The organism is Paenibacillus sp. JT22N1 (genome assembly GCF_059692155.1).
This window is the reverse complement of the sequence record NZ_JCAUAW010000008.1, coordinates 271477-294409: the sequence shown is the minus strand read 5'-3', so window position 1 is coordinate 294409 and position 22933 is coordinate 271477. Positions and strand designations below refer to the sequence as shown.

Here is a 22933-nt window from a genome sequence, read left to right as displayed (position 1 = left end):
CTTATTTCTTTACTGTCCCGTACCAATCGTTGACTTCTTTGAAGCTTACATCTCCGCCGGAAGTTTTGAATTTCTGTTGGAACGCTTCCAAACCACTAATGGCTTCTGCTCCGAAAATCAGCTTCGTCGTATAGTCTCCCACCATCGTATTCAACTGTTGGAAGTTTTTCGAGAACTCAGGCAAGTATGGAGCGAAGCCTAACGGATCTTTGATTCTGGTATTCGCCGGTTCAATGGTGTTCATGAAGTTCCAAGCATCGAACAAACGCATATCCTTACGAACACGTGCCTGCCAGTAAGTCGGATAGTTTGTGTCGTCCGTACCCATCAAGAAGTTGTTCGCTCTATTGCGCTCATCAGTGAAGATCGGTTGAATCGGCGTATATGCGCCATCCTTGAAGGTATAATGCTTATTTTCTTCGCCAATCGCCATGGTCTTGAAGGTTTCTTTTTCAAGCTTAGCGTTCATCCACTTGATCGCATCTTCAGGATGCTTGGAAGCTTTTGGTATAAAAGTGATACGGTCAAAGCCTGATGGAGCGGTTAAACCGGCTTTTCCATCTTTACCTTTTAGCGCTGGAATAAAGTTAGCTTTCGCAGTAGGAATATTTTTAGCCAATGCATCAGCAATGACAGGTACGTCAGCCCAGTGAAGCATAATCATGCCTGCTCTTCCGCTTGTGAATTTCTCTTTAGCGGTAGCATCTTTATTAGCGGCAAACTCTTTGTCTAGCAAGCCTTGTTTAAAGAGATCAGCGGCAAAGGTCACATAATCTTTGTAGGCAGGGTCTAGAACTCGCGGTGTTAACTTGCCATTCACATCATTCCAGAAGGTCGATATGCCAAAAGCACCGACGATGTTATTAATGAACATCGCTTCGCCTTTTATCGTTAACGGAATATTCTTGTCTCCGTTTCCGCCAGGATCTTTCTCTTTGAAGGCTTTCAGAACGGCAACGAGCTCATCCAATGTAGTAGGCGCTTTCATACCTACTTTATCAAGCCAATCTTGCCTGATGTACAAGCTTTCGCCTGCAGAGGGAAGCGTTTTGGTTGGGATTGCATATAGTTTACCATCTACTTTTGCAGCTTCCAGGGCGTTAGGATCAATTGCCGCTTTAATATTCGGTCCATATTTGTCGATCAATGGCCCTAAGTCCGTTAATGCTCCTTTTTTCGCATAATCTGCATATATCGCTTTGTAGTCTGCGGTTCCGTTTGTAGTAATAGCATCATAAGGTTCGCCGGAAGCAATCAAGATGTTCAGCTTGTCTTGAGGCTTGTCCTGTGGCATCATATCGTATTTCACTTTGTAGCCGGTCTTTTCTTCAAGGAATTTAGCTACGGGATATGTGTTGTAATCTTCCTGCTGCCAGACTTGAAGCGATTTTAACTCCGGTTTTGGTCCCGCTGATGCTGGAGCTGTTGAGGCGGTGCTGTTTGGAGTTGCGCTGCTTCCTGAGTCTGTACTTTTCGAAGAGCAAGCGACAAGAGAAGTTACAGATAAGCTTGCTGCGAGCGTTAGCAGCATCATTTTTTTGTGTTTTTTTAACATGTGTGAACCTCCCTAGTAATTTTTAATATATCATTAAACCCTTGATGCTAGTATCAAGGGTTTTAATGCAAATTTACCCTTTTACAGAACCGATGAGCACACCTTTGACAAAATGCTTTTGCAAATAGGGATACACGAGCAGCATCGGTATGATCGAAGCGATGACGGTTGCAGCTCGAATACCTTCCGGTGATGCGTTCATCATATCGTCAACACTTTTGTTTACGGCACTTGAGTTATCTGCATCCAGGACAATATCACGCAAGTACAACTGCAAAGGCTTAAGGCTTGCGTCATTGATGTAGAGCATAGGGTGGAAGTAGTCATTCCAGAAGTAGACTGCATAGAAAAGAGCAATCGTTGCGATTACAGGTACGCTTAAAGGAAGTATGATGCGAAAAAGAATCGTAAAGTTACGAGCGCCATCCATCTTGGCTGATTCTTCAAGAGCCTCAGGCAAAGATTCATAGTAGCTTTTGATCACCAGCATATTGAACACACTAATGAGAGCAGGCAGCATCAGCGACCATAAGCTATTAATTAAGTGGAGCTGTTTCATTAGCAAGTAATTGGGAATAATACCGCCATTAAACATCATCGTGAAAACAAACAGCAGCATAATCATCGAAATGCCTGGAAGATGCCTTTTGGACAATGGATAAGCCGTTATTGCTGTTACCAGAATCGCAAGCACTGTACCTACAACCGTTATCAGTAGAGAAACCCCTATTGAGTGGAGAAACTGGCTGGAGGATACCACGTATTTCATCGTATCTAGCTGGAAGCCTACCGGAAAAATCCCTACTTTACCGGATATCACTGCCGATTCATCACTAATTGCTTTGGATAAAATATTGACTAGTGGCAGCAAAGTAGCTAAGCCGGAAAGTAGTAAAACAAGATAAATACAGATGTCTAAGGACCAATCACTAAGCGTTTTTTTATGCATGTTTCCAGCCCCCTACCATATGCTTCGCTTGATAAGCTTTTTGCTGAGTTCATTACCAGCAATAATTAGGATGAACCCAACGACAGAGTTGAACAACCCGACTGCTGTACTAAAGCTATAATCCTGTTGACCGAGCCCCTGCCTATAAACGAAAGTACCGATCACATCACCCGATTGATACACGACAGAGTTGTACATGGTTAGAATCTGCTCCGTGCCTGCTTCAAGCAAATATCCCATGCGCAAAATTAAGATGAGAATGATCGTTGGCATAATACCTGGCAATGTAATGTGGAGCATTTGTCTAATGCGTCCTGCACCGTCAATGGAAGCTGCTTCATATTGTTCCTGCTCGATGCCTGCAATGGCTGCGATAAATATAATGGCATTCCAGCCTGATTCCTTCCAACCTGCTGTAAATACAACTACACTTCGGAAGTACTGGTTGTCCAGAAAGAAGGAGATCGGCGTCCCTCCGAACCACTGAATCATATTGTTCACTAGACCGCCTGATGGGGACAGGATATTAATAAACAATCCAGAAATGATCACCCATGATAGAAAATGCGGGAGAAATATAATGGTTTGAATCGTCTTCTTGAAAAAGGCCTTCCGAACCTCATTCAAGAAAAGCGCGATGATGATGGGTATCGGAAAAAGAAGCACAAGCTTGTAAATGCTGATCAACAAGGTATTCATGAAAACCTGATAAAACTCTTCGGAATGTATGAGCTTCTCAAATTGATCCAGACCCACCCATTTACTTCCAGCAAAACCATCAAAAATGTTGAAGTCTTGAAAAGCGATAATAATCCCGTACATAGGCGCATATTTGAATAAAAACAGAACTACTAATCCCGGCACTAATAATAGGTATAAATCATAATTGGTTAGAATTAGCTTCCAACGGCCACTACCTTTTGTTTTGGGCTTGGCGTGAGCTTTTTTTTGCTCAAGCTCTGTTAGCGAAACACTCATGAATGGCTCACCTCCGTGTTCTTATAGGTTAATTATATAGGTGCCCAGAAACGACTTGTAGATGGTAATATTTCTGTTTCTGGTGCAATCTTATGGTATTTACGCAAACAAAAAGCCGACCTCTTTCTTATAGAGGCGGCTTATCAGATGAATGTTTATATGTCATTCGAACCGTGACTATTGTCCCTTCTCCGAGCGTAGAGTGAAGCTCCAGTCCATAGGCATCTCCTGCGAACAACTTGATCCTTTCATTAACATTGTACAAACCATACGAGCTTCCGGAAACGTCTGATTTCATGGTGGGACGCGGCTCTGTCAGCAGACTTTGCACAAGCTCTGGCTCCATGCCGATGCCATCGTCAGTGACGGATAAGATCAGAACCCCCTCTTCTTGTCTGGCCTTGATCAAAATAGACCCTGTCTTGCCCTTAGATTTTCTTATCCCATGCAAAAGGGCATTTTCCACAATTGGCTGCAGTGTCAGCTTAGGCATTTCAATATCATCCATGCCTTCTTCGATGTCAAAATGAACCTCAAAGCTCTTCGGAAATCGGGTTTGTTGAATCTCCAAGTAAACCTTGGCTAAATTAAGCTCATCGGTCACACTGACCAAATCTCTGCCCTTGTTTAAGCTAAGCCTGAAATATTTGGCCAAACCATCGATCATCTGGCTAATATCGTGAGCGTTATGTCCAATAGCAATCCAATTGATCGTATCCAAGGTATTGTACAAGAAATGAGGATTAATCTGCGCTTGCAAAGCCCGCAGCTGCGCCTCACGCTCCTGCACCTTCGATTTATACGTCTCTTCCATTAAATCTCGGACTCTATGAATTAGATGGTCGACGCTTTTTTCGAGTAAATAGAAGTCGCCTTCTGACGTTCCACTCCGTTCATCCAGCCCCTCCATGCCTTCTCGTTTAATTGCTCTTATCACCGTCTGCACTCTGAGATTCATTCCGCGCACGATAAAAGCAATCAGAATAAAAACAAGGATGAGGAACAGTATCGTTACTCCTGACAAAGTAGCCACACTGGCAAATTGATTCAACGAGGCCGCACGGGAGCTAATGCCATTCTTAGGCACTTCCGCAACCAGCTTCCAACCTGTGGAGCCAATCGTTGTATAGACGACATATTGCCCAATGTTGTCTTCAATGATCGGAGATACGCCTTCATTCTTTTGTTCTATAGCGCTAAGCACGGCACTTGATTTCAGCTTCGTCCCCAGTAAGGATTTGTCGTTGTGCAAGACGACGGTGCCATCCGGTGCGACCATGAATACATTTTGCTCTTTATTCAACTCGATATTTGCTAGGATATTTTCTATGGTCTTAGCAGCGATTTCAATAGATAAAACACCTGACATATGATCGTAATCATCCGGATCTCGTAGTACTCTAATACCCGAGAAAATATAGCGGGCGCTCTGTGTATCATCTAGAAAATTTTCCAAGTAAGCTCCCGTCCACACGAGATTGCCCCTGGAGTTCACTACATCTGTGTACCATGGACGGTTTTTGATGCTTTCCCACGGAAAAAAATTCACTCTCTCATGGGAAAAAAGCTTGGAGTCGTCGACATACAATCGAACGCGGAACACAATCGGATTCGTTTGGGCATTATCAACAATAATTCGCAGTTCCTTCATGGCATCGAGTTGATCGCTATCAGATGTTGAGTTGCTTAAATATTGATGCAGCTTAGGATTCATAAGAATCGTATTCGAAATATCTCTGGCGGAATCGAATTGGTGATTCAAATTGATTTCTGCCTGCTTCAGCGTCTGAAGCATCGTATGCGTTACTTCTTCTTCCAAAATTCGGGAGTACCTCTGTGAGTAAGCATATAATAATACGGAAGCCGGAATCAGGATCAACACAATGTAAGCGATTAGCCATACCCTTGCAGCAACAACGCCCTTGAAGATCATCGATACGTAATTCAACCCTCTAGTCATGAGTTGCTTCATTTCCCTCCACCGCCTTTACAAGACTTGATCGCGAAATGAGCTCGGCGTATGTCCGGTGTATTTCTTAAATATTTTGCTGAAATAACTAGGATCCGAGTAACCAACGGCATAACAAACCTCATAAAACTTGTTGCTTGGATCTTTCAAAAGCTCCTTCGCTCTGTCTACCCGAACTTTCGTCATATATTCGTTGATGGTTTCGCCAGTTTCCTGTTTGAAGAGCAGGCAAAGATAGGTTGTAGATAAGAACACTTCCTTCGCAATGTCCCCCACCTGAAGGTTTTCCGCGAATCGTTTATCGATTAGGGAGCGAATACGTTCAATGACATTTTTGGCTTTGCCGCTGCGTTTCTCAGCGATTCGCTCACATACCTCGATGAGATGAGATTCCACAAGCCGTCTTAAATCGCCTAACGTTTCTTGGTGAAAAACCTCTGCCAGAAGCTCGTTCTCTTTCTCCTCCAGCCCCTGCCTGTGAACATTAAGCTCTAGCAAGATTCGACTTGCAAGCAGCAGAAGCTGCAAGCTTAAGTTGCGCCCGTACTGCATGCCTTCTGCACGATTGCGGGAAAGAGCGCTATAAATAACGTGCAGCTCCTCCTGGACCTTGCCAGCCTCCGCAGCTTTCAGAGAAGAGATCAATCTCTCATTCTGCGCTGGATCAAAGCGGTACATGCTGTCCTTACCCTGTTCCAAATTATCCATGGAGATAACCTGGTTCTTACCGAGATACCATCTTTGATCAGCGGCTTCTCTTGCTTGCGAATACGACTGCGGTAAGCTGGCAAGCCTCGATATTCGTTCGCCCACGCCGATGGTCACACTAATTTTCAAATAGTTGTAGAGACTTTCGCGGACTTCCTCGGCTAATGTAAACAAAAGACTTTCCTGATCTTCCTGCTCCACCAGTCGAAGAATGCCAACAAACTCGCCTATTTGATTTTCAAAAACATATCCACCTATCTCTTTCTCAATAAGCTCTTGCACGATATTAAGTACAGAGTAGGATAACAACTGCTGATCCCTCTCGGAACGGTTCTGTGCAACCTCGGACGCATTATCGATGCGAATCGCAATCACCCAGTATGTCGCCTCAAACGGAAGCTCAAGCCCGAGGAATCGGGTTCGATCCTGTATACGTGCAGGAAAAGTGATTCCTTCCCTAATTAATGACATAAGAAATTTCTCCCGCAGCAAGGGCATGCTCTGAATGAGCTTGACCTGCATGTCCTCAATCAGTTTTCGTTCCTGTTTTTCCGTCTGCAAGGTACGAACCAAGCGTTCAACCACCACGCTCAGCTCCCCCAAATTGACGGGCTTAAACATATAATCGACCGCTTTGACTTGAAGCGCAGATTTCAAATATTCGGCATCATCATGGCCGCTCACAAAAACAATTTTGATATGAGGAAATCGCTCACTAAGTCTATTCGACATCTGAATGCCATCCATATTGGGCATACGTACATCCGTTAACACTATATCCGGCTTCACTCGCTCAATAACCTCTAACGCAACGTCACCGTCATCCGCATCACCCACCACTTCAATCCCATAAGCATTCCAGTCAAAATAGGTACTTAGCCCAAAACGAACTGTCGGCTCGTCGTCCACAATGACTAATTTATACATCTCGTGTCGGCCTCCCTTTAGCTGCAGATCATCTTATTATATCTTGCAAAAAAGCCAAGGACATATGAGAATCTTATGATTTCTGGTTCTATATTTACTTGAATTCAGAAAAAACACGGCTGTTTGCAGGCGCTGAGGTTGTACTCCCAACAAAAAAATCACCTTGAATACGAATGTGTTCAAATGGCAGCGTCGGATTGGCAATACGCCACAGCATCCGGTCGGCAGCACGGTAACCGGTCTCACGGATCGAAAGAAGCGGTCGGGTGAACGATGGCAGAGACTCGGATTGCTCATTCAGGAATCCAACCAAGGACACATCCTCAGGCACTCGCCACTGTAGCTCGTTGCATAACTTATATACGACCGGAACTTCATGGTCAATTCCACAGATGATAGCGCTGGGCCTAAAATGTTCCATTTGTTGCAGCAGCTCTTCACGCCACTGCGCTTGGTTGGTCCGTTCACCGATGGAATGCATAGAAGGGTCAATCTCGACACCGAGCATATTCATCGCGTGACAGAAGGCTTGCCAGCGTAAAATAAAGCCACGCTGCAAATGGATATCTCCCACATACATAATTCGCTCATGCCCAAGGCTTCGCAGATAGGTTACCGCTTGAAACGCAGCTTCGTAAACATCCCAAATCACGCTGTCTATTTTCACTCCTGGAGGAGGAAAGCTGAGCAATATTCTTGGCAGCTGCAGCCCAAACAGAGCGTGCTCCCACGCTTTAGGCACAATGCTTGGAGCGATGAAAATGCCATCCGCATAGGCCATTCCGCTTTCCTCGATCCACTCGTTCATATGTTCCTTCTTGATCTTTTGCGGCAGCATCAGCAGCTCGATTTGATGGCCGAAGGAAAAGAAACGATCTTGAAGCCCTTGAAGCAACAGACGATTGTAAGCCACGGATTCTGCGGTCTGTACCAAAAGGAAGCGCTTCCGCTCATTGGGATAAGGAGCAATGCGATCGAGCCTAAGGCTGCGAATCTGATCCATTGTATAATAGCCCAGCTTCTCGGCCGTATGGACAATAAGCTGTCTGGTAGCTTCCGACATGCCGGGTTTTCCTTTTAGCGCTTTAGACACGGTCTGTACAGTCAACCCAAGCTCCTTGGCAATCGTTTTTAACGTAACTTCCTTTCGGGTAGGCATATAGGCTGCACCTCGATATATAGTAGTCCGGATTTGTTATTCGTTTAGTTATCATATCACGTCCTCTTTTTTGATTAAACTAAAATTAAACTAGTTCATCCATGCTAGGAATCTATAATGAAAGCAATGACACTTAACACTGAGCTTTGGTAAATGATTACAAATCCAGTTTTGCTGAAGTAAAACTCTTAGGAGGAACATCAACATGACGAAATTGAACATTCAAACCGTAACGATCCCATCGCAGAGCTTACCTGTTAGCTATACCCCGGACGTGGTTGTCGTTGGAGGAGGCGCATCAGGCATTGCAGCAGCAATTGCTGCTGCCCGTAATGGCGCTAACACGTTATTGATTGAGCAAAGAGGCTACTTTGGCGGGATGGGGACAGCTGCTCTAGTTCCTGCCTTCTGCCCTTATACCGATGGGGAGAAGCCGGTCATTCGCGGCATCGGGCTTGATCTGCTCGAGAAGATGAAACACGCTGCCGGTGACGACTTTATGCGACGTTACAAGGAACAGTTGGACTGGGTTCCAATCGATGTGGAAACGCTTAAGCGCGTATATGACGCAGAAGTACTGTCAAGCGGAGCGAAGGTACTGTTCCATACAGTAGCGGATCAGGTACTGCTGGATGGCGATCGGATAACCGGGCTAGTCATAAGCAATAAATCCGGACGGTCTGTCGTCCAAGCCAAACTGTACATCGATGCTTCGGGCGATGCGGATCTCGCTGCGCTGGCAGGTGTTCCTTTTCAAGTTGGAGGAGAGCAAGGGGAGCTTCAACCTGGTACCATGTGCTATGTGGTTACCGGTGCGGACAAGGCACGCTATGAGCAGTTCCTTCAGGAGACAGGAGCGCATAGTCAACTGGAGAACATCGTCATTGAAGCGCAGCGAAACGGCGACCTCCCGGAGGGACGCAAGCGGATATCAGGTATGGCCTGGATTTCCGATTCAATCGTCGGCTTTAATTTCGGTCATATCTTCAACATTGACGGCACGAAAGCGGAGGATTTGACCCGTGCCGCGATCGAGGGCCGGAAACTTATCGACACCCAAATCCAGTTTTTACGTAAATATGTGCCTGGCTTTGAGCATATTTTCCTCGTTCACTCCGGCGACCAGATCGGTATCCGCGAAACTCGCCGAATCCAGGGGGACTATACCCTCGTAGTCGAGGACTTCATATCGATGAGGACATTCGAAGACGATATCGCACGCAATTCGTACTTTATCGATATCCATTTGGCAAACGCCAACAGCACGATGACGGTCAAGCATCTGCCAAAAGGCAAATCCCATGGCGTACCTTATCGCTGCATGCTTCCGCAAGGCAAATCGAATCTAATCGTTGCCGGACGTTCCGTCTCGTCCGATCGCCCTGTGCAAGGCTCGCTTCGCGTCATGCCTAACTGCTTTGCGATGGGAGAGGCCGCAGGTGTCGCGGCAGCTATGGCAAGCTTCGCTGGCATTGGTTTCCGCGAGGTCTCGATCTTAGAACTGCAGAACAAGCTGATCGCGCAGGGTGCATGGCTTGGTGAACGGCCGGGTAAAGCTGATGCGGATCAAACCGTTGCCGTAGGTGCCGTTACATTTGATAAAGAATGTTAGTGTAGGGAGTGTTCGCGAAATGCAAAGTAAGTGGGTAGGAAAAACCTGGGGAACACTCGGTGACAGCATTACCGAAGCAGGCGGATATCAGCCTCTCATTCAGTCTGCGCTAGGCTTTTCGAGCGTGATCAATTATGGGAAAAGCGGCTGTCCGATGACTGCCGGAGGCGACCGCGACTACGGAGCTACGACACATGTGGGCAAAACGATAGATGCTTCCTTGGATTGCGTCACCGTCTTTGCGGGAGTGAATGATTTTCGCTTGGATAAACCTATTGGCGACATCGGTTCGAACGATATTTATACGTTTTATGGAGCCTACACGACCCTTATCGAAGATATTTTGACGAAAAATCCGCGCTGCCGCCTAAGCTTGTGGACACCGCTGCAGCGGGATAAAGATGGTTATGACATCTTCTACATCAACGCAGCTGGGCACCGTTTATTCGATTATGTCAAAGCCATTAAGCATATTGCTCTTCTGTACGCGCTTCCTGTCCTTAATCTGTATGAACAAAGCGGGCTTAATAAGCTAACGCTGCCTCTCTTTACTTCAGATGGCTTGCATCCGAATGAGGCAGGGCATCGGCGTATTGCGGATATGGCGATCCCCTTTTTATTAAGTTTGTGAAAAAAAGCCGTTCCTAGGTTCATGAACCTTGGGACGGCTTTTGATTCATCAGATCATGAGCATGAATCTCGTGGCAAAAGGACAATCCCACAAGTTAAGGGAATGATCCTTCCTCCTTATATTTAGACATCTTGTCTCGCAGCGTACGTTCGCCGATATCCAGCATATCAGCTGTTTTGCGGCGGTTTCCTCCAAGCTCCCGAAGCGTTGCCAATATGAGCTTTCTCTCAGCCTCTAGGGCGGTATCGCCCACATAAACGGGAACGAGCCGACCGTCTGCCATTTGCGCACGCTGGGGCTGGAGGTCCATCGGCATATCTCGGATCGTCAAATGTTCGCCGTCCGCGAGTGCGATTGAGCGCTCGATAATGTTTTGAAGCTCCCGTACGTTGCCTGGAAAAGGATAGTCGTTCAGCAGATTGAGCGCTTCCTGCGAGATGCCCTTTATTTGCTTGGACATTTTTCCGCCGATTTTGTCCATAAAATGCCGGATTAGCAGCGGGATATCTTCCTTTCGCTCGCGGAGCGGCGGAACCTCGATCGGAATGACGTTCAACCGATAATACAAATCTTCCCTGAACTTGCCCTGCTGCACTTCTTTCTTCAAATCCCGGTTCGTTGCGGCAATAATCCGAACATCGATCCGCTTCTCCTTATGCCCTCCGATTGGCGTCACCGTCTTCTCCTGCAGCACCCGCAGCAGCTTGCTTTGCAACCCGATATCGAGCTCACCGATTTCGTCGAGAAACAAGGTGCCCCCGTCTGCTGTCTCGAAAATGCCAGCTTTGCGTACATTCGCGCCTGTAAACGCGCCTTTTTCATAGCCGAACAGCTCGGATTCCATCAAATTGGCAGGAATGGCGGCACAATTAATCGTGGAAAACACCTGCTCCCGCCGCTCCCCTGCAAAATGAACGGCACGGGCGACCAGTTCTTTTCCCGTCCCGCTTTCCCCCAGGATCAGAATGCCAGAATCGATGTTCTTCACTTTATCGATAAGCGCAAACACGTGCTTCATCCGATCGCTTTCGCCGATCAGACCGTGCACGTCGTAGGCTTTGCGGATTTCTCCGTCCAGCCATTCCACCCTTGATTGAAGGTGATACTGCTCCTGCGCTCTTCCGCACAGTACCTTGAGCTCCTCCATATCGATCGGCTTCTGCACATAATAGAAAGCGCCTAGCTTCATCGCCTCAACGGCGGAAGCGATGCTGCCGAACGCGGTCATCATGATGACGACCGTCTTAGGTGACATTTGCTTGACCGTCCTCAGCACCTCGATGCCGTCCCTCATGCCGATTCGCAGATCCAAGAGCACGATCGCAAACGAAAGATGCGCGAACAAAGCGACCGCCTCGTCAGGGTCAACAGACGTATACACTTGATAATCGTCTTCCAAAATAAACGACAACGATTTGCAGATCGAGATTTCGTCATCAATAATAAGCAAATTCGGTTTATGCACGTTCGCTCTCCTCCTGATCGCCCGGTAATTTCAGCGTCACCTTGGTTCCGCTTCCCTTCTTGCTTGCCACTTCGATCCCCCCGTTGTTCTCGGTCATCAGCCGGTAGCAAATCGACAGCCCAAGCCCGACCCCTCCGGCTTTTCGTGTGAAGAAAGGTTCATAAATGTTCGCCAAGTCCCGGGGATCGATGCCTTCGCCGGTATCTTCAATCGTCATCATGACATGGGGACCATCGCTGTAAGCCGTTATCTGCAGCTGTCCACCGTCCTTCATCGCATCGATCGCGTTTTTGAGCAAATTAATCAGCACCTGCTTGATTTGCTGGGCATCCGCCCAAACAACGCAAGACTCCGGCACTTCAAGCCGGACAACGATCCGTTGGTTCTCGAACAGCTGATGGAACAGCAGTATGACGGCTTGAATGGTTTCGCTGATAGCAAAAGTCGTTTTCTCAGGCGGCTTGTCCCGCGCGAAGTCCAGCAGTTCGCCGACGATCCGGTTCAACCGCATCACTTCCCCAGTTACGTGCTGCGCAAAAAACTCGCGGTATTCCTTGTTTTCATATTTGGTTGGCAGGAGCTGGGCATAGGATAAAATGGATGTAATTGGATTGCGAATTTCGTGGGCAATCCCTGCCACTAATTGGCCTAACGATTGCATCCTATCTTTACGCGCAAGCTCGTCCAGCGTTTTTTTGTAAGTGTCGACGCGCTTCTTCAATTCTTTCTTTAGCGTAAAATTCCACCACAAAAAGATAAGCAGCACGCAGGTTATGGCGACCAGGCCGATGATAAAATAAGTAAGCATGCCGCGTATATTGCGAGAGGACGGATAAATGTATTCGCCGAACCATTTGCGTTCAATTTTCTTGTACGTACCGTTTGTTTTGATTTTCCGCAGCCCTACGTTGATCGGCTCAAGCAACTGTTCGTTCCGCTTCAGGACGACCATGCCATAGTCGGTAGGAGAAATCGGATCGCCGACGAGTTTCACCTTGTCCTGCTGGCTATCCTTTTGCAGTAAATACTGACCGGTAATTTGATTGCCGATAAAAGCGTCCACCTTGCGCTCCAAAAGCATCTGGATTGCCTTCTCCTGATTTTCCTCGGCGAGTACGACGGCATTATGAAGCCGTTGCAACGCTTCCCCACTAATATCGCCTTCCTGTACGGCTATTTTCCGATGCTGCAAGTCATCAAGCGAGAACACGGAATAATTGTCCTTCAACACGAAGATCGCCTGCGTACTTGTAAAATACGGCTCAGAGTAGGCGTATAGCGACGCACGCTCCTTGCTGTATTTCATCCCTTGGATGGCATCCACCCGACCCGCTTCCAGCGCCTTCAGCGCTTCGCTCCACGGCATCGGATAAAACTCGAACGTAATCCCGGTTTCAATGGAAAGCGCGTTCATCATATCGACGTTAAAACCTTGAAATGTACCGTTGACCTCGAACTCGAACGGTGGAAACCTGTTATCGCCGGCAACGCGAATCACTTGCCGCAGCTCGGATGGCGTATCACCGGCAGCCGCAGCGGAAAACGGGAAGCAAAAGGTCGCTGCAAACATAGCAAGCACTATACAGAGAAGTGGAATGCCAGTAACAAGACCATCTCTGCGCATTATCCTTTCATCCCCTCTCTATCATGGATAGTCAGTATTATATCTCAATTCGGGAAATTTCACGATTCACTCCACTACGGCCCGGTCTCTGATGTCCAACGGTTTGCAGAGGGTTGAAGTCAGTAAACAGATTAAGCTCGTCCCGCCCTGTGCTCCTACTTTGCTCTATTGTATAATAATCGAGACAACAAGGAGGAATTCATCTTGGAAACTAGCAAAGAATCATTACCTACATTCATTCAGGGAGAAACAAAATTGAAACCGCTGAAAGCTGATCTTATCATGTTATTTGTCACCATATGCTGGGGATCTTCTTACCTATTTATGAAAATGGGCCTAGATTCGATACAGGAGTTTAATTTAATTGCTCTTAGGTTTGGATTAGCCTTTATTCTTGCGTCTATCATCTTTTCCCGACACCTGCTGCAGAAGATTAACTTAAAGATCTTACTTTATTCCTTCATCCTAGGCTTTATCTTATTTGCTATATTCACCTTGATTACATTTGGCTTGAAGACAACGACAACTTCCAACGCAGGGTTTTTAATAAGCTTAACCGTTGTTTTCGTTCCTTTAATTAGCACTTTCATCTTCAAAAACAAAATCCCAAAAAAAACTATGCTCAGCATCATAATAGCAATAACGGGAATTGCATTTCTGACTTTACAATTTCCTCTTACTATGAGTATTGGTGATCTTTTGTGTATAGCGGCTGCATTCTTATATGCCGTTCACATTATTGTGGCAAGCTTCGCTGCACGAAGATTTGATACTCTTAGTCTAGGTATTCTGCAACTAGGATTTACTGGATTGTTTGGTTTCATCTTTTCCATAATTTTCGAAACACCTTCGCTACCAAAAACATCTACTGGATGGTTTGCAATTCTCATGCTTAGTATCTTTTGCAGTTTAGGGTTTGTATTACAGATTATTGCCCAAAAATATACTTCGCCAGCTCGAACGGGGTTAATTTTTTCACTAGAACCTGTTTTTGCAGCTATTTGTGGGTTCTGGTTTGCACAAGAAATCCTTGGCTTTAGAGGATATATAGGTGCGATACTCGTTCTTCTTAGTATTGTTCTAACGACAGGTAACATTAAATTCCCATCAAAAGCAAAACACTTAAGCAAAGCGAACGAATGAAGAAGTTTACTATGCCAAAAAAGGGGCTGTCCTCAGGTAGAGTTTTATCTACTTTTGGGACAGCCCCTTTGCTATTAAAACTAAATTTTGCCGTTGGCTATCAAAAGGGCGGCGAAATCCACCGCAGCGGCAAAAACTGCCGCTTTTGTCTCTCCTAGCGAATCCTCTCGTTATCGCCAGGTTTATTTGAAAACCCTTACAAACACTCATGTTTTTTTCTCTATCAAACTGTTGGCATGAAACTTGCTTTAATAGAATTGCAGTAACAATTAAATCACAATGGGGGAAAAAAACAATGACTCACCAAACGAAAAAAGTAATGCTTCTCGCTGTCTTGTGCGTACTAACAATTCTTGCAACCGCTTGCGGTGGCGGGAAAGCGAATCCCGCTCCGAGCGAACAGGCCAAAACGACGAGTGCATCGGCGAAAGTCAGCACGGACGAAGTGCTGCAAAAAATCGCAAAGAACAAAACACTTACAGTCGGAACGGATGCAACTTTCAAGCCGTTCGAATACAAATCGGGCGACAAATACGATGGTTTTGACATCGAGCTCATTCAAGCGGTTGCCAAAGAACTCGGTGCGGATAAAGTGGAATTCGTTGATACGGAGTTCAAGGGGCTGATTCCAGGCTTGCAGGCTAAGAAATTCGACTTGATCGTTTCTGCCATGTACATTACCGACGAACGTAAACAGACAATCGATTTTTCGGAAACATACTACCCGGGCGGTCTGGCGATCATGATCAAAAAAGACAATGACAAGATCAAAGGCATCGAAGAATTGAAAGGCAAGAAAGTAGCTGTGCAAATCGGCACCAAATCCGTCAAATTCTTAGAAGAGAACCACAAGGACATTCCGCTGGTGAAGGTTGAGAAGAACACCGAAATGTTTCTGGAGCTCGAGACCGGTAAAGTCGAAGCCGTCGTAACAGGTGGACCTGCTGCCAAGACGTACGCTAAAGAAAAAGGCACAGTGAAGGTACTGCCTAAAGAACTGACGCAGGAATATTACGGGTACGGTATCCGCAAAGATAATCCGGAATTCCAGAAAGCCGTTAACGAAGCACTCGTGAAAGTAAAAGCGAACGGTAAATACAACGAAATCGTCAAAAAATGGTTCGAATAACAGGAAATGAGGGTTGACCATGCAGCATCTTGATTTTAGCATCCTGGCGGAATGGCAAAACATTCGTCTCCTTCTGAAGTCGTTATGGTATACGGTTGCTTACACGCTAGCGGGGTTTACGCTTAGCATCGTGGTCGGAACGATCATCTCGTTTGGGCAAATGGCCAAAAACAGACCGATACGGTTCCTGTCCCTCGCCTATCTCTCTTGGTTCCGGGGAACGCCGCTGCTCGTCCAGCTTTTCCTCTTATACTACGGCTTGCCGATCCTATTCGGTATCGATACGGTCCCGTGGGTATCTGGCATCATCGCCTTGGCGATGTACGGCGGCGCCTACTCGTCGCAAATCATCCGCAGCACAATCCAATCGATCGACCGGGGACAGATGGAGGCCGGACGATCGATCGGCTTCTCCTACGCGCAAACGATGCGGAAGATCATCATTCCGCAAGCGGTTATCCGAATGCTGGCGCCGATGACCAACGAGCTGATTTCTTTGACCAAAAACTCGTCGCTGCTTTCCACGATCACGGTGGTGGAGCTGTTCCGACAGGCGAACATCCTGATCGCCGATACGTACAAGACGCTGGAATTTTTGATTGCTGTCGCCATTCTTTATTACGTGGTCAACAACATTATCGGACTCATTGGGATGAAGCTGGAGAAACGTCTGAGCACAGGAGATGACATGCGATGATACGAATTAACGGCTTACACAAAATGTTCGGCAGCAACCGCGTGCTGCGGGGCGTGGATCTTCAGGTGAATCGCGGGGAAGTCGTGGTCATCCTCGGACCGTCCGGTTCGGGAAAAAGCACGCTGCTGCGCTGCATCAACTATTTGGAGACGTTCGAACAAGGAAACGTGTTCATCGAAGGAAAGGCAATCGGCCGCATAACGGCCGGTGGACATTCCCGGGAAATGCCGCAAAACGAACTGAATGCGATGAGGCAGGAAGTAGGAATGGTATTTCAATCGTTCAACCTTTACCCGCACATGACGGTGCTGCAGAACATCACGCTGGCTCCAATTTCATTACGCGGCATGCACAAAGAGGTAGCGGAACTACTGGCACTCGAATTGCTCCGCAAGGTCGGTTTGGAGGAAAAGGCGAATGCCCGTCCATCGAGTCTGTCCGGCGGCCAAAAGCAACGCGTTGCGATTGCCCGCGCACTTGCCATGAAGCCGAAGGTGATGCTGTTCGACGAACCTACATCCGCTCTCGATCCGGAAACGGTGGGAGAAGTGCTTCAGGTGATGCGCAATCTGGCGCAAGAAGGGATGACGATGATCATCGTAACGCATGAGATGGGATTCGCCCGCGACGTGGCCGATAAGGTTGTAGTCATGGATGGCGGCGTTATTCTCGAAGAAGGAGCGCCTTCGACCATCTTTACGAACCCGTCGCATCCGCGTACGCAAACATTTTTGAGCCAGGTGCTGCAAAACAATTGATCCGAAGCCGTGGAGGCTTCGATTCCAGATAGGAGGCATTCATGATGAACCAAATCCCTTATTTACAGCGGCCGAGCCTGGTTTACACGCCCGGTCAAGGAGATCCTAACGTGACCCGGCTCAGCGATTGGATCACCGAATGGGACGGTGCCGAATCGTTTCACGCGGCCCTTATCGGTGCGCCGCTTTCGAAGAGCTCGATCAGCTTCTCCGGCGCCCATATGCATCCGACCGTATTCCGCCAGTTATTCAGCGCGTTCACAACTTATAACTTCGAAGACGATTTGGATTTGCTACCGCTGCTCGTCCGCGACCTCGGCGACATCGTCATGCATACGACCGATATTCCGCAATGCCACCATAATATTGAACAGGCCTTCGAAGAAGTGGCGAAACGGCTCCCGACCGTCGTTCCGTGTTTAATCGGCGGCGACCATTCGATCACGTATCCAGCACTAACCGGTCTACAACGCGTCCGCGGAGAACGGATCGGATTGATCCAATTCGACGCCCATCTCGATGTGCGGGACACAGCTTCTGGGGGGAGATCGAACGGGACTCCCGTGCGCAGCCTTATGGAAACCGGAGTCTTGCGGGGCGAGGACGTCGTGACAATCGGCCTCCGCAGCTTCGCCAACTCCAAGCAGTACCGCACCTACGCCGAACAACAGGGAGTTACCCTATATACGGCGAAGCAGGTCAGAGAACGCGGCATTCAAACGATTCTAGAAGAAGCGATCGTCAAGCTTAAGATGAACGTCGATGTGGTATACGCCACGTTCGACATCGATGTGCTCGATCAGTCGGATGTGCCTGGAGTACCGGCGATCGGACCGGGCGGCCTTTCCCCACTTGACTTGTTTTATTGCGCGGAGGTACTCGGGGCGTGGGACCGCGTCATCGCTATGGACATGGTTTGCGTGGACCCGAACCGAGATACGCGAGACCGGACGACACGGATCAGCATGCACGTACTTTTATACTTTTTAACCGGATTGGCCAAGCGGCTCAAGCTTACACCTGGTCATGTTTGACGGAACCCAATGCTACACCATCGCCTTGCTCACCTTCTGCCGGAAGGGCGCTGGCATTGCAAAAAGACACCTGCGCGGTGTCTTTTTGTCTATTTACTTATGGGTTTATAAATTCGCATAAGCTAAAAAACCGAGCAAGGGCACGATCCAGAGCAGCGGGATACAATTCCAGATCAGCGAAGCCTTATACCTCCGCCGGGAAAAAAGAATCCATCCCGCGATAAGCGCGCCCAGAAGTCCCAGCGGGTAAATGACAATATAAGAAAAAATAAGCCAAGTTGTCACATCATTTACCGCATCGGGATGATCGAACATCATGACCGACATTCCGGCAACAAACAGCCATACAATTACAAACAAGACATACACGATTTGTGACACGATCAATGTCCAAAGCGTTTTTTTGCGATTCATCCGTTTTACCCCTTTTATATTGGTATTTATTACCTCACCTATATTTCGACATCATTTTCAAAACTCCTACTAGTTTTCCGTAATCAGAACCTAATCAGAACCTGATCAGAACCATACATGATCTGGGTGAATATCATGCTGTTGTAAAAATGAATGGAGGATGGCTATGTACCCGAAATATCCTTATTACAGTTATGAAACAAAGTGCGAAAATAAACCTATTACCTTTCCGCCGCAGCATCAAGACAGACAACCAGGTTTGGAGTACTTAATGGTTCCAACACCTATATCAGACAATCCAGACTATGTTGGAAACGGGAAATTACAAGGCAAGGTCGCTATTATTACAGGGGGAGACAGCGGGATCGGGAGAGCCGTGGCTATCGGCTTTGCCAAAGAGGGCGCGGATGTAGTTATTGCTTACCTTTACGAACATGAAGACGCTAATGCAACAGTGGAAATGGTATCGCGCTATGGCCGACGCTGCCTTCCGATTGCAGGGGACTTAAGAGACGAGGAGTTCTCCAATGAAATCGTGCGAAAAACATTGGAATTCTTCGGGAGAATCGATATTCTAGTGCTGAATCAGGGCGTTCAGTTTCCTCAAGAAAGCATCCTGAATATAAGTACCCAGCAGCTCGAGGATACGTTCCGTACCAATATTTTCCCTCTTTTCTTTATGACCAAAGCCGCGCTCCCGTATTTGCAGCCTGGAAGCTCGATCATCAGCACGGCCTCTGTTACCGCATACGCAGGTGCGCCTTTGCTTGTAGATTACTCATCGACCAAAGGGGCAATCGTATCGTTCACCCGTTCGCTTTCGCTTCAGCTAGTGAAACAAGGAATCCGGGTGAATGCGGTAGCTCCGGGCCCGATTTGGACCCCGTTAATCGTTTCCAGTTACTCCGCAGAATACGTAAAAACATTCGGTACAGAGACACCGATGAAACGTGCCGGTCAGCCGTTCGAGCTTGCTCCGACCTACATCTACTTGGCATCGGATGATTCCTCTTTTGTTACCGGACAGGTACTGCATGTAAATGGCGGCGTAATGACTGAGACTTGAAAATGGCAGGTGGGCATGCTCGTGTGCAGCATGCCTTTTTCGCAAATATAACTTCGCCCATTTGCCCTTACTTAGGGTAATAGGAAAATCCCGGATATTTGACGACCGGCCATTCCTCTTTGCGAAGCGCATCCAATAATTCGGGTCCAACATGCAAATTGTTTCTAACCAGGTCGCGAGGGGTAAGCGCCATCCATTGATTCAATGACACGTCAGCAAATCGGTCACTCTTGAATATTTCCAGAAACCATAACGGTTGATTACCGGTATTTTGAATATAGTGACCCGTAGCAAATGGTACATAGCCGACATCACCCGCTCTATAATCAAATGTTCGGGCTATCCCATTACCAGCAAATACCGTCATGCGCCCTTGTCCGGTAAGGTAATACTGCCACTCGTCGTTATTCGGATGCCAATGCAGTTCTCTCATAGCACCTGGTTCAATCTCCACAAGCGCTGCTGCGATAGTTTTTGATATTGGAAAATTAGAAGAGTCAACGATTCGTACGCTTCCTCCTGGTGTTTTAATCGGTGTTTGTGCTAGCAGCTGATGCTTGAAGCTCAGGGGTGTAGTTCCGTATGGGGACTGTACCTTCTCGTTTTCCAGAGGACCAGGAATCTTGTCTTGATAGATATAAACCTGCCCGGAAGGAATGTTGTTAAAGGCACTCATGGGTACACCGAAATTGGCCGACAGTACATCTTTGGGCGTATGTGCAAACCAATCGGAGATCGATAAGGTGCTAAGGTCTGAAAAGTTACCGTCATCGAAGACGAGCAAGAATTCGCAGTGCTCCAACCCCTGAATGGAATGCGGCAGTCCCGGAGGAAAGTACCACAGGTCGCCTGGGCCGACATCGGCAATGAAGCTTCGTCCTTCTGAGTCGATTGACGTAATTCGCGCCCGCCCCAAAATCATATAGGACCATTCTGCTTGTTGATGCCAATGCAATTCCCGGACACCACCGGGTGTCAAGCTCATATTTACACCTGCGAGCGTGGTCGCAATGGGCAGCTCCCTGACGGTGATTTCCCGTGACCACCCTCCGTGATTTAACGTCATAGAAGTGTCAGAAAATGAAAATTTCATGTTAGGGAGCAAGCCAGAATCCGTTACAGGCGGAACCAGCATGTCAGGGTTTTCAATATCCCTCATAACATCCCGAGGACCGGTATCCATCCCTCCCGCTCCGTCATTTCGGATGGGCTGTGGCACATTTCCGTACGCACCTTGATTCCGTCTCGGAATTTCCATTTCATTGACTCCTCTCATGTTCCGCGTTCTTTGCATACTCATTCTAAAAGATATATGATACAGAATCTGTGTAAATGACTTTCGTATCTCTAACAAAAACTTGCATAGATGAATAAAAAATAGGGACCTGCTGCGGCAGGCCCCTGTTTTTATTTAGGTACAATAGTAATAATATGATTTCTCAACTGCAGTGTCAGAAGCTGTTTACACACTTTACTTGATCAGCATCCGACCATCGATATATTGCCTAACATTACTCGCGCAATGTCGAATGTACTTGCTATCATCAAATAATTTACTCAGCATAACGCCGCCTTCTACCACAGCAATAATATAGCTGCACACCTCGTCTGTATCTATATCTTTTCTAAATTCTTGATGCTCAATGCCATTGTTAATGATCAAGGTTAGCTTCTCGATAAAAATTTTCATCGCATGTTGAGCCCGTTCTTTGAGATGAGGGTGTCCATCGTCGCTTTCAATCGCTGTATTTAATATCGGACATCCTCCTTCTAAAGAGTTGGTTTCAATGAGGTCGATATAAACCTTGCATATGGCCAACAGTCTCTCTTTGGAGTTGGATGCATTCTCTAGTGCTTTGGAAAGGCGCTCTAGAATTTGCGAAAAAGAATAATCAAAGGCCGCAAGAGCAATTTCATCTTTGTTTTCAAAATGATTATAAATTCCGCCTTTGCGTATACCGCAACGATCTATAATTTCAGATAGGGAAGCCCCCGTATATCCCTTTGTATTAAACAAACCAGCGGACTCACGAATGATATGTTCTTTCGTTATTTGGCCCTTACGCATGGTACAACCTCCTATCAAAAAAGTACCGTTTGGTCTTAAAATAGCATACTACTTTTTGAAAAACAATCAAAATTACATAAGACTCGCAATACAAGGTGGAAAAAATTTCTTGCAGAATACCTACCGCTGTGTTAATTTAAAAACAGACCGGTCGGTATTATTTTAGAAGCAATATTTAATATTTAGGAGTTGATAGCCATGTCTTTTTCTATTCAACATATCCGTAATGCAACTTCCCTTGTTACAATGAATGGCAAAAGAATTCTTGTCGACCCTATGTTAAGTGATGTGGGACAGCTCCCTCCAGTTCCTTTTACAAGAACTTTACGTAGAAACCCCTCCGTACCTCTCCCCGTAACATTGGATACTTTTGAAAATATTGATGCTATACTACTAACTCATTTACACTTTGATCACTTCGATAAAACAGCAAAGACCGTTCTAAACAAGAATGTCCCCGTCTTTTGCCAACCTGCTGATCAAAAATATATTAAATCCTGTGGTTTCTATAACATTTTCCCAATAGATGATACCCATCAATGGTGCGGAATTGATTTCAGGAGAATTAGTGGCCAGCACGCAAAGGGAATCGTATCTAAATTGCTTGGTCCAGTATCCGGATATATTCTGAGTACTTCAGATGAGGGCTCCTTGTATATAGTAGGAGATTGCATTTTCACCGATCAAATCAACCAAATTTTTAAGCAGTACCAACCTAGGGTATGTATCCTAAATACACCAAGGGCTCAGCTGCTGTTGGGTTCTATAATTACTATGACCCCTCAAGATATCATTAAAGTCTTACAGGTATCTCCCTCGTCTAAAATTGTAGCCGTGCATATGGATGCAATTAGTCACTGCACGTTATCCAGAAAAGATCTTTCTACGTATCTAGAGAAACAAAATGCGTTAGATTCGGTGTTTATTCCCCAAGATGGCGAGTTCATTTATTTTTGAATGACTTAAAAGAAGAGCAGGCTAGCCTCAGATTAAATAGAAAACAAATAAATAAGCGTTCACCTAATAGAGTGAACGCCCATTTGATAG

General features: G+C 46.6%; 20 protein-coding genes. 9 read left to right on the top strand and 11 right to left on the bottom strand.

Going from position 1 to position 22933, the window contains the following annotated elements; translation table 11 throughout:
- Position 1: 1 nt before the first annotated feature.
- The 6 genes from AC58UU_RS17730 to AC58UU_RS17705 all read right to left on the bottom strand — a co-directional run bounded on the left by AC58UU_RS17730 (position 2) and on the right by AC58UU_RS17705 (position 8245).
- On the bottom strand, positions 2 to 1555 hold the full coding sequence (locus AC58UU_RS17730; protein ID WP_497317772.1) for an extracellular solute-binding protein: 1554 nt from the start codon (positions 1553 to 1555) through the stop codon (positions 2 to 4).
- Positions 1556 to 1628: 73 nt separating this feature from the next.
- Positions 1629 to 2504, bottom strand: coding sequence for a carbohydrate ABC transporter permease (locus AC58UU_RS17725; RefSeq protein ID WP_497317770.1), 876 nt, complete (start codon positions 2502 to 2504; stop codon positions 1629 to 1631).
- A gap of 12 nt (positions 2505 to 2516) precedes the next feature.
- Positions 2517 to 3482 (bottom strand): ABC transporter permease, encoded by a 966-nt coding sequence (locus tag AC58UU_RS17720; RefSeq protein ID WP_497317768.1) that lies wholly within the window; start codon positions 3480 to 3482, stop codon positions 2517 to 2519.
- A 127-nt stretch (positions 3483 to 3609) separates the two neighbouring features.
- Positions 3610 to 5454, bottom strand: a complete 1845-nt coding sequence (locus AC58UU_RS17715; protein WP_497317766.1) for a cache domain-containing sensor histidine kinase — start codon at positions 5452 to 5454, stop codon at positions 3610 to 3612.
- 15 nt (positions 5455 to 5469) lie between these two features.
- Positions 5470 to 7086 carry a response regulator gene (locus AC58UU_RS17710; protein ID WP_497317764.1) on the bottom strand — a complete coding sequence of 539 codons (1617 nt, stop codon included), beginning with the start codon at positions 7084 to 7086 and terminating at the stop codon, positions 5470 to 5472.
- A 94-nt stretch (positions 7087 to 7180) separates the two neighbouring features.
- Positions 7181 to 8245: a LacI family DNA-binding transcriptional regulator gene (locus AC58UU_RS17705; RefSeq protein WP_497317762.1), complete on the bottom strand. Its 1065-nt coding sequence runs from the start codon at positions 8243 to 8245 to the stop codon at positions 7181 to 7183.
- 205 nt (positions 8246 to 8450) lie between these two features.
- On the opposite strand from AC58UU_RS17705, the gene AC58UU_RS17700 reads away from it, so the two are divergent.
- On the top strand, positions 8451 to 9857 hold the full coding sequence (locus AC58UU_RS17700) for an FAD-dependent oxidoreductase (protein ID WP_497317760.1): 1407 nt from the start codon (positions 8451 to 8453) through the stop codon (positions 9855 to 9857).
- 19 nt (positions 9858 to 9876) lie between these two features.
- Entirely contained in the window at positions 9877 to 10488 is a 612-nt protein-coding gene (locus AC58UU_RS17695; protein ID WP_497317758.1) for an SGNH/GDSL hydrolase family protein, read from the top strand.
- Positions 10489 to 10582: 94 nt separating this feature from the next.
- Here the strand turns inward: AC58UU_RS17695 and AC58UU_RS17690 are convergent, their stop codons facing one another.
- Both AC58UU_RS17690 and AC58UU_RS17685 read right to left on the bottom strand, forming a co-directional pair.
- Positions 10583 to 11953 carry a sigma-54-dependent transcriptional regulator gene (locus AC58UU_RS17690; RefSeq protein ID WP_497317756.1) on the bottom strand — a complete coding sequence of 457 codons (1371 nt, stop codon included), beginning with the start codon at positions 11951 to 11953 and terminating at the stop codon, positions 10583 to 10585.
- Entirely contained in the window at positions 11946 to 13577 is a 1632-nt protein-coding gene (locus tag AC58UU_RS17685; protein WP_497317754.1) for a transporter substrate-binding domain-containing protein, read from the bottom strand. The genes AC58UU_RS17690 and AC58UU_RS17685 overlap by 8 nt, the downstream gene beginning before the upstream one ends.
- Positions 13578 to 13832: 255 nt before the next feature.
- Here AC58UU_RS17685 and AC58UU_RS17680 point away from each other — a divergent pair, with 255 nt between their 5' ends.
- The 5 genes from AC58UU_RS17680 to AC58UU_RS17660 all read left to right on the top strand — a co-directional run bounded on the left by AC58UU_RS17680 (position 13833) and on the right by AC58UU_RS17660 (position 18338).
- Positions 13833 to 14720, top strand: coding sequence for a DMT family transporter (locus AC58UU_RS17680; protein ID WP_497317850.1), 888 nt, complete (start codon positions 13833 to 13835; stop codon positions 14718 to 14720).
- Between the two features lie 295 nt (positions 14721 to 15015).
- Positions 15016 to 15849, top strand: a complete 834-nt coding sequence (locus AC58UU_RS17675) for a transporter substrate-binding domain-containing protein (RefSeq protein ID WP_497317752.1) — start codon at positions 15016 to 15018, stop codon at positions 15847 to 15849.
- A gap of 19 nt (positions 15850 to 15868) precedes the next feature.
- Positions 15869 to 16546 carry an amino acid ABC transporter permease gene (locus tag AC58UU_RS17670; protein WP_171645718.1) on the top strand — a complete coding sequence of 226 codons (678 nt, stop codon included), beginning with the start codon at positions 15869 to 15871 and terminating at the stop codon, positions 16544 to 16546.
- Positions 16543 to 17304, top strand: coding sequence for an amino acid ABC transporter ATP-binding protein (locus tag AC58UU_RS17665; RefSeq protein ID WP_497317749.1), 762 nt, complete (start codon positions 16543 to 16545; stop codon positions 17302 to 17304). Before AC58UU_RS17670 ends, AC58UU_RS17665 begins: the two co-directional genes overlap by 4 nt.
- 41 nt (positions 17305 to 17345) lie before the next feature.
- On the top strand, positions 17346 to 18338 hold the full coding sequence (locus AC58UU_RS17660; protein ID WP_497317747.1) for an agmatinase family protein: 993 nt from the start codon (positions 17346 to 17348) through the stop codon (positions 18336 to 18338).
- A 105-nt stretch (positions 18339 to 18443) separates the two neighbouring features.
- On the opposite strand, the gene AC58UU_RS17655 is transcribed toward AC58UU_RS17660, so the two are convergent.
- The gene (locus AC58UU_RS17655; RefSeq protein WP_497317746.1) at positions 18444 to 18752 is read right to left on the bottom strand and encodes a hypothetical protein; all 309 of its coding nucleotides are present in this window, start codon (positions 18750 to 18752) and stop codon (positions 18444 to 18446) included.
- 166 nt (positions 18753 to 18918) lie between these two features.
- Between AC58UU_RS17655 and AC58UU_RS17650 the strand changes: the two genes are divergently transcribed.
- Positions 18919 to 19818, top strand: coding sequence for an SDR family oxidoreductase (locus AC58UU_RS17650; RefSeq protein ID WP_497317744.1), 900 nt, complete (start codon positions 18919 to 18921; stop codon positions 19816 to 19818).
- Between the two features lie 67 nt (positions 19819 to 19885).
- On the opposite strand, the gene AC58UU_RS17645 is transcribed toward AC58UU_RS17650, so the two are convergent.
- Both AC58UU_RS17645 and AC58UU_RS17640 read right to left on the bottom strand, forming a co-directional pair.
- Positions 19886 to 21076, bottom strand: a complete 1191-nt coding sequence (locus AC58UU_RS17645) for an oxalate decarboxylase family bicupin (protein ID WP_497317742.1) — start codon at positions 21074 to 21076, stop codon at positions 19886 to 19888.
- Between the two features lie 213 nt (positions 21077 to 21289).
- Positions 21290 to 21886: a TetR/AcrR family transcriptional regulator gene (locus AC58UU_RS17640; RefSeq protein ID WP_497317740.1), complete on the bottom strand. Its 597-nt coding sequence runs from the start codon at positions 21884 to 21886 to the stop codon at positions 21290 to 21292.
- A 198-nt stretch (positions 21887 to 22084) separates the two neighbouring features.
- On the opposite strand from AC58UU_RS17640, the gene AC58UU_RS17635 reads away from it, so the two are divergent.
- Positions 22085 to 22843: an MBL fold metallo-hydrolase gene (locus AC58UU_RS17635; RefSeq protein ID WP_497317738.1), complete on the top strand. Its 759-nt coding sequence runs from the start codon at positions 22085 to 22087 to the stop codon at positions 22841 to 22843.
- Positions 22844 to 22933: the final 90 nt, after the last annotated feature.

Coding starts and splice junctions, on each gene's coding strand:
- AC58UU_RS17675 (WP_497317752.1), top strand. CDS start 15,016: ATGACTCACCAAACGAAAAAAGTAATGCTTCTCGCTGTCTTGTGCGTA.
- AC58UU_RS17635 (WP_497317738.1), top strand. CDS start 22,085: ATGTCTTTTTCTATTCAACATATCCGTAATGCAACTTCCCTTGTTACA.
- AC58UU_RS17645 (WP_497317742.1), bottom strand. CDS start 21,076: ATGGAAATTCCGAGACGGAATCAAGGTGCGTACGGAAATGTGCCACAG.
- AC58UU_RS17715 (WP_497317766.1), bottom strand. CDS start 5,454: ATGAAGCAACTCATGACTAGAGGGTTGAATTACGTATCGATGATCTTC.
- AC58UU_RS17710 (WP_497317764.1), bottom strand. CDS start 7,086: ATGTATAAATTAGTCATTGTGGACGACGAGCCGACAGTTCGTTTTGGG.
- AC58UU_RS17730 (WP_497317772.1), bottom strand. CDS start 1,555: ATGTTAAAAAAACACAAAAAAATGATGCTGCTAACGCTCGCAGCAAGC.
- AC58UU_RS17665 (WP_497317749.1), top strand. CDS start 16,543: ATGATACGAATTAACGGCTTACACAAAATGTTCGGCAGCAACCGCGTG.
- AC58UU_RS17720 (WP_497317768.1), bottom strand. CDS start 3,482: ATGAGTGTTTCGCTAACAGAGCTTGAGCAAAAAAAAGCTCACGCCAAG.
- AC58UU_RS17660 (WP_497317747.1), top strand. CDS start 17,346: ATGATGAACCAAATCCCTTATTTACAGCGGCCGAGCCTGGTTTACACG.
- AC58UU_RS17705 (WP_497317762.1), bottom strand. CDS start 8,245: ATGCCTACCCGAAAGGAAGTTACGTTAAAAACGATTGCCAAGGAGCTT.
- AC58UU_RS17700 (WP_497317760.1), top strand. CDS start 8,451: ATGACGAAATTGAACATTCAAACCGTAACGATCCCATCGCAGAGCTTA.
- AC58UU_RS17650 (WP_497317744.1), top strand. CDS start 18,919: ATGTACCCGAAATATCCTTATTACAGTTATGAAACAAAGTGCGAAAAT.
- AC58UU_RS17655 (WP_497317746.1), bottom strand. CDS start 18,752: ATGAATCGCAAAAAAACGCTTTGGACATTGATCGTGTCACAAATCGTG.
- AC58UU_RS17685 (WP_497317754.1), bottom strand. CDS start 13,577: ATGCGCAGAGATGGTCTTGTTACTGGCATTCCACTTCTCTGTATAGTG.
- AC58UU_RS17640 (WP_497317740.1), bottom strand. CDS start 21,886: ATGCGTAAGGGCCAAATAACGAAAGAACATATCATTCGTGAGTCCGCT.
- AC58UU_RS17725 (WP_497317770.1), bottom strand. CDS start 2,504: ATGCATAAAAAAACGCTTAGTGATTGGTCCTTAGACATCTGTATTTAT.
- AC58UU_RS17695 (WP_497317758.1), top strand. CDS start 9,877: ATGCAAAGTAAGTGGGTAGGAAAAACCTGGGGAACACTCGGTGACAGC.
- AC58UU_RS17670 (WP_171645718.1), top strand. CDS start 15,869: ATGCAGCATCTTGATTTTAGCATCCTGGCGGAATGGCAAAACATTCGT.